This window comes from Paenibacillus cisolokensis (assembly GCF_018403665.1).
Classification (GTDB): domain Bacteria; phylum Bacillota; class Bacilli; order Paenibacillales; family Paenibacillaceae; genus Paenibacillus_AH; species Paenibacillus_AH cisolokensis.
On record NZ_BOVJ01000213.1, the window covers coordinates 1 to 6,805 of the forward strand.

General features: G+C 35.9%; 8 protein-coding genes. All 8 read right to left on the reverse strand.

Features of this window, described 5'->3' with window-relative positions:
* Positions 1-356: 356 nt before the first annotated feature.
* The 8 genes from PACILC2_RS24215 to PACILC2_RS24250 all read right to left on the reverse strand — a co-directional run bounded on the left by PACILC2_RS24215 (position 357) and on the right by PACILC2_RS24250 (position 6,580).
* Positions 357-638, reverse strand: a complete 282-nt coding sequence (locus PACILC2_RS24215; protein WP_213531423.1) for a hypothetical protein — start codon at positions 636-638, stop codon at positions 357-359.
* 22 nt (positions 639-660) lie between these two features.
* The gene (locus PACILC2_RS24220) at positions 661-891 is read right to left on the reverse strand and encodes a tetratricopeptide repeat protein (RefSeq protein WP_213531425.1); all 231 of its coding nucleotides are present in this window, start codon (positions 889-891) and stop codon (positions 661-663) included.
* A gap of 450 nt (positions 892-1,341) precedes the next feature.
* Positions 1,342-2,619: a phage portal protein gene (locus tag PACILC2_RS24225; protein ID WP_213531428.1), complete on the reverse strand. Its 1,278-nt coding sequence runs from the start codon at positions 2,617-2,619 to the stop codon at positions 1,342-1,344.
* 5 nt (positions 2,620-2,624) lie between these two features.
* Positions 2,625-4,094: a terminase large subunit domain-containing protein gene (locus tag PACILC2_RS24230; protein ID WP_244863825.1), complete on the reverse strand. Its 1,470-nt coding sequence runs from the start codon at positions 4,092-4,094 to the stop codon at positions 2,625-2,627.
* A gap of 158 nt (positions 4,095-4,252) precedes the next feature.
* The gene (locus PACILC2_RS24235; RefSeq protein ID WP_213531430.1) at positions 4,253-4,639 is read right to left on the reverse strand and encodes a hypothetical protein; all 387 of its coding nucleotides are present in this window, start codon (positions 4,637-4,639) and stop codon (positions 4,253-4,255) included.
* Complete coding sequence (locus PACILC2_RS24240; protein ID WP_213531433.1) at positions 4,640-4,972, reverse strand: hypothetical protein; 333 nt, start codon at positions 4,970-4,972, stop codon at positions 4,640-4,642.
* A gap of 142 nt (positions 4,973-5,114) precedes the next feature.
* Positions 5,115-5,942 carry a primase C-terminal domain-containing protein gene (locus PACILC2_RS24245; protein WP_213531436.1) on the reverse strand — a complete coding sequence of 276 codons (828 nt, stop codon included), beginning with the start codon at positions 5,940-5,942 and terminating at the stop codon, positions 5,115-5,117.
* On the reverse strand, positions 5,942-6,580 hold the full coding sequence (locus PACILC2_RS24250) for a TOTE conflict system archaeo-eukaryotic primase domain-containing protein (RefSeq protein WP_213531438.1): 639 nt from the start codon (positions 6,578-6,580) through the stop codon (positions 5,942-5,944). Before PACILC2_RS24250 ends, PACILC2_RS24245 begins: the two co-directional genes overlap by 1 nt.
* Between the last annotated feature and the right edge of the window lie 225 nt (positions 6,581-6,805).

Consider the following 6,805-nt stretch of genomic DNA (forward strand, 5'->3'; position numbering starts at 1 on the left):
TCTAGTTATTTCATTTTGAATTCATTTTTTGAATAAAAAACATTTCCTTTTTCTGCTCCTCTTATTAATTTTCATTAATATTAATATATGATTGTAACTTGGCTCGATATAAGATACTTTTTAATATCAAAGCCTGATGGAAAAACTGCGAGTCTTTGAAATCGGAAATCGTTAAATCCAAGTATTTAATAGCAGTATCAAAATCAGCAGATTCAATATTTTTTACTGCCTTCACATATGGTTCTGGAAATTCTACTGAATTCAAAATGGCTTGATTATAGCTATTTGCATGATTATCATTTCCTTTTTTACTAATTCTTCTAAATATTTATATTTTAGGTCTGATTCTTCCTGTTTTAACTCTGTAATTTTATCAAATATTTTTTTTGTTCACTTACAGCAACTCGCATATTTTCAATATCTATAACTTCAAATGCATTCAGATATTTTTCCTGATTCTTTAAAATTTCTTCCAACCATGATATAAACTCATTGTTATAATCAACTACATCAGCTTCAAAATCTACTTTTTGGTTCTTAATTTTTGCTATAGTATCACCCAAATTTTGATGGGCTGTTCTTTTGGTAGTTATATTTAGAGAAGTAGCAAATTCCACAAGATGTTTTTCAAGAATCAATTTCCAATCTTCTTCTCTACTCTTAAAAACACGTATAAGTCATACTTTTTTGCGCTAATTCTAATTTCCGTTGAGTTTCTTTACTATTCTCTTTTTCAGACAAGGCAGTTTTATATGAATCAATCGCCTCTTTATATTTACCTTCCTTTATGTATTGATCGCCGCTAGAAATACTTTCTTTATACAATTTTGAATCAGTACATCCTGTAATCAAAGCTAGAACCAGTAACGTAGTAAGCAACCTTTTCAACAACAAAACATCCTCCTTACACTTATATTTTCCGTTCATGTGCAATGCAACATGCTTAACCTGCTCATTCAAAATAAGGGGTATCAACCCGCTCCTTGCCCTCCTTGTAAGCCTATTGAACCATGCGAACTACTGCAAATAGTACAAATGACCCTATAATGATACCTAATATCTGCCAAATTCGTCAATATTCAAGCCGACTAATACGCAATTTATCGGTTTTCAACACACCATCTTCACTAGATAGTGCTCTGGAATGACTACAAACCTACAGAAGCTATTCGCACTTTATTTATTTAAAACATTAATGCTTTAAAGTTATTTTGATTGCTATTTCATTAACTAGTACCTTGTATTAGTATCTGATACTAAATCATATTTTAACAGGTGCGAGTTGCGGGACATATACTTCATCGCCTTAAAGCTTTAAATAAAATATATTTTCGCAACTCGTCATGTCTGTTTATCGAATTGTCGCCGTATTACTTTACCATCTCCTGCAATCTTATCCAATTCACCCTGAACATCGGTCACATATGGACTCCTTTCGATTGCACTTTCAACGCTGATCAGATTAGCCGCTCTCAATGCTGTAATATTATCGACGATCTCCTTGTCATTCGATGGCCTTGCAAAGTGAAACACGATCCCAAGCGTATCGTATTCGTCATCGGTAAAAGTAACATTCTTATATTCAAGCAATCGCCTGATCTTATCAAATCGTTGCTCTATGCCTTCCCTTAAGAACTTAGCATTCTGCGCTCCCTTCATGTCTGCTAAGTTAAACAACAATCTAATGCTTACCTCTGATAGATTGCTTATGTCTGTTTTGCTCATGCTAACCGCCGGAACATGTCCAATATCAAGCAACGCACTCGTTAATGTCTTGTACAACGCTTCAAACGCTTGATGGTCAAACTTGTTTTGAGCGAAGAAAAAATCAGCGTCATGGTCAATTACAATACCACCGCTGACTAAATCTTTAGGCAAACCATCACCTTTTAATTGTTGTCCCTTCATAACCGCAATGCCCGTAGTGTGATGGTAGTATGCATCCGTAGCCTTGCTAATCAAATCCTCCATATTGTCTAAAATCGGCAAAATATCCAGCAAATCTGATCCTCCTAATACATCAATCTCACTTTGATTTCTATACAATATAGGCAAACCGCCTAAATTATTAAACTCTCCGATCTTCCGCAAATCACCGTCTTCGTCTGTCCATTGCTCCACTCTCTCAGGAAAATAAATATTATAGTATGTCACATTGTCAACTGTCCAACTCTCAATCAATGAAACATAATCCCCCCGAACGTCAAAGACAGGGTAGCAATCAGCAGGATCAATAACTTTTGATTTAATCTGTTTGTCACTATCTAAATAGACGTATTCAGCAACAAAGCCGTATTTGCTCATCTTATCCATAACGTCATAATCAACAGAATTGTATTTCCCCCGTTTGTAAACCCGCTTGTACTCATCCGTAACCTTTTTGTCACCCGTTAGAGTGATCGGATTGCTAATAACATAGCCAATACCATAATCTAAAATAACTTTAGCATACTGAAGCACTATCTTTCTCGGCTCATATGTCCTGCCGTTATACTGATAACTCGGTTTATTCAAAATCTTATGCTTTCCGCTCAAATACTCTTTAATGTTCAAAATTTCATTTACCCGTTGCCAATGATAAGGCTTATTAATTTCCTCAATAAACCATTCCGTTTTCATCTATATTAAACCTCCACGTAATATTTGTTTGACTTCATCGCTACAATCGCTAGGATAAAACTAATAACTAAGTCATCATGCAGCGACTTGCTCTTATTCTCTAATTTACCTTCCTTGTCAACGAACGTTTGCATCTGCTTCAACGTCTCTCTGCAATTGATATTAACCAAATCACATTCAAACATCTCTTTCGCATTTAAAACTGCTTGCTGTTTTGTTACTGCGTTATTGTTCCAACCAAGCCGCAAACGCTCTTTTCCTTTATCGAAATGCTTCATTTTGTAGATGTTAAGATACGAACTTTCACATTCGCGCAAACGCTCCAATAGCCCAGTACCATAACCATTCCGTTCTACACATAAATACGCATAATTAAAAAACAGCCCGATCTCTCGGACTATTTCAGCGAATTTATAAACCGGAATGTCATTACGGTAAAAAGAAGCATACTGCTGACCATCTGCTCCGAATATGCTGATTGTCGAGTAGTCATTCCCATTTCCGCTTGCTACGTCGATCCCTGCAAACATTCGCATTCGCGGTTTTGGTAAAAAGTAAATTTCAAGCCCGCTACCTATGTACCGCTTTAATGTATCGGGCAAATCAAAAAGTTCATGTTTTAATATTGGAGGCGTAACGCAATTAATTTGCTCCGCAACTTTAGTTTGGTCAAAAACGGACTGCCCTGTATTGATAAAGGCTTGGATGTCTGTTGCCGGATACTCCTGATAAAACTGATTTTTACTTTTGTCTTGTAATACATACTCGCGCCACATCAACATATTCAGACTGCAACCCGCTTCATACAATTGCTTTTGTTCTTTATCGATCAAATCTTTGGCGCTTAATCGTAGCCCTCTGTTTTTCGATTTATACCAAGTCACAGCTTCTTTTATGTCAAAAGCAAATTGCTTCTCGTAAGCTGAAGAGTAGAAAGGAAAGAAAAACGCCTTATACTTACTCTGGCCTTTTGAAGCGCGGTTATACATTACCTGAAAATCATTAAAACCGTTGGCAGTTGTCTCCAAGACGATCCTAGAACGCTCCGTTTTCATGAGTGCTGGTTCCAACGACAACAAAACGGTATTTAAATCGTGATAAAAAGCCGCTTCAGACAAAAGAATGTACATTAATGTCATACCGCGTCCCAGGTCCTTCGTTCCTGTGGTTGTGCTGACAATTCGGCTTCCGTTAGTAAATACTATTTCGTCTCGATTCTCCCGTCTCAAATCTGGAAACGTATCGGGGTATTTTTCCCGTGGTATATTCCGATTCATCTTTTTAATTTTTTCAAACAAATCCTTCGCGCTCTCCCCCTTGTAACTTACAATAAGATAATTCGTATTTGGATTCGTCAACGCCATCCATAAACAATACGCGAGGCTCATAACCGTAAAACCAAGCTGGCGCGGTTTGAGAATTATGTTGTACTTACTAGCGTTACTAATAAAATACTGCTGTTGCTCGTTGAGCACAAAAGGAATAAGATTTCCGTCATTATCGACGATCTTGATAAAATTTTGCAGAACAAAGGAAAATCAGTCAGTACTTTTTGCAGCTTCTGCTTCTTCGTCATTGCTAATCTCGCCATTTAATCACCTTCCCAAAAGAAAGGAGCAACCGTTTAGGCTGCTCACAGTTGCAAATCATCGTCTTCATCATCATCTGCCGCTTCAAACTCTTTCGCGGCGTCTTTGGCATATTCTTTAATGTCCTTGCCAAGTTGTAACAACAGTTTAATGCTTTTTTCGTCTCCTTCTCGTGCTTTTTTGGACAGAGATTCATAAATTTCCTCTAAATCGTTGTCAAATCGCATATCCAGATAAATCGCTGTTAACCTGCGGTAGTCCTCAGTCTTCTCCCATTTTAGGAACCCGTTCAATGTTTGATTTCCGATGGACTTTAAAAATTCTTCTTCGGTTTTGGACGGTTTTGTTTGATCCCAATTGATACCGTGCTTCCAGCAAAAATAAAGTCGCTTCTTATGCGGAACTTGCCGCAACGCTTCATATATGTTCATTTACTTACGCCCCCTTTTCTTTCTTTTTATATCAATCCATTTTATTTGACGATCAAATAGTTTTGGTAAAGCTTCGTTGTCCATCATGCATTCATATTTCATCAGCCCCGTTGTCAGATTAACAAATACATATTCCCCTACTCGCTCATCATATCTAAAAACAGTCCACGCTTCTTCATGCGCGCTGTTAATTGCATCCTCAATGACTTGCTCCCATTGTTCTTTTGTTTTAGGCTTATCTTTCTCAATAAACGCTGCAAAGTTGTCCTTCAAGGACTTTATATTAAAGTTCATTGCGATTGTAGTTTCTCTTTCAAAGTTCTGATCATTCATTTATGGTTTTTCTCTCCTTTGTAAAAATTATTTTGTACGAAATCACTATTAATACATTATTTATTACTTTAGTAACCCTTGAATCCACCCTTCACGCCGAACAGCTACATATAAGGCATCATGGATATGTAAAGTACTAAAACTAGCCAACCAAAATTTCATATTGTCGTCTAGGCAACAACTTTTTCAACTCTTTTTCAGAAAAATAGAATTTCAAACACCTGCTCATATTATTCATTTCTTGAGTTTTAAATACTTTATTGCTATCTGTATATTCATTCGATATGTCAGATTCAATATTCAAGCGATACAAATTAGGTGGTTTCTTTTCTAATCCTTTTCCTTTAGGTTTGCGGTTACGCTCAATAATTTCAATTATGCCAAGATCAGTCAACTTATTAATTTGATGCCGAATTGCTTGGTCATATAACCCTGTCGCCGCCTCAATATCTTTATAGGGAAAATAAAAAACGCCTTGCGCGTTCGCATAACGTTTAGAATGAACTAACATCGCATAAATAATTAACTTCTGGTTCTTTTCTGGACATTTTTCAATGATCCAGCGCATTTCATCATATGTAACTGTCAAATCCTTTTTACTTGCCGCCAAATTATAATTCTTTTCATACATATTTTTAACCGTTGCTTCAATTTCCTTGTAACACTGCTGAAGCGGTGTTGAATACATATCTGGATTTTGTCTATCCATCCATTCATACAGTTCGTTTTTACATTCCTCTTCGGTTAGCCCCTGATATTTCAAATATAAACCAACCAAGAACATTGAATTATTTCGGCTTCCCTGTGCCTTAATCCCATTTATATATAAATCCTTTGCTCGATCTATGGAATAATCTTCGGTTTGTTCATAATTCGCCAACGGCTTATGTGAACTTATTGCATTTTCTGCTTTGGGAATTTCTATCTTGGCGTTCTTTATTTCAACTTCTTCGGCTTCGATCAAATCCATTATTTTTTGTTTACTCGTTTTCTGAATGCTAAAAGGTATTTTATTGACTCTTTTGTAGCCATAACCTTTAGACCATCCTCGACTAAACAGAAGCCGCAATATTTCTCTGTCTTTTGATGGATACCTAAAGGCAATTTTACACCTTGCCTATCTGTCGGTCGAAATTCAATTTTGTCACCATCGATAAAGTATTGTTTTACGTCTGATAGTTCAATAACGTACGCAAACAGTTTTTGAGCATAAATTATCTGCAAATATTCGTCAAAAAATAGATCAATATGATAACCTTTACTTCCACTGAAGCTAATATAATAGTTATGTAAATTCAGATCATCTAATGTTTTTGCAACTTTATATGTAATCCACTTAGTTAATTGCGGATTTTTGTTAAAATCAACATCAAAGGTCATGAATTTAGTCATCACCTTACCACCAAATGTACCTACAGTAAATTTGCCGTTTAAGTGCTTTTGAAATTGCCAATCTAAAAGCGGTTTAGTTCTCTTACCGTTTTGAATCTCACCTTTTATGTATGTACAATATCCTCTAGGTTCTGGATATTGGATTATGTAATGTCCATATTGGATTATGTATAAATCTTTAAGTTTGGTGATAATCGATTGTTCATCATTCCCCATTCAATCTCCCCTGTTCTATATCTGTAAACAAAAAAGCCGCCATTATTGGTCTTAAATCAAATAAGTTCGTTATATCATGCAAAATCGTATTGTTGACCTTCAAACCTTATTTTGTTGGTTGCTTTAAAGTTTATATCCCCCAGTATATCCACATTCATTCTTTCTTGATTGATTTCAAATAGGCTTCCGTTTTTGAGTATCATTTTAAGTTGAGTCCGTATAATT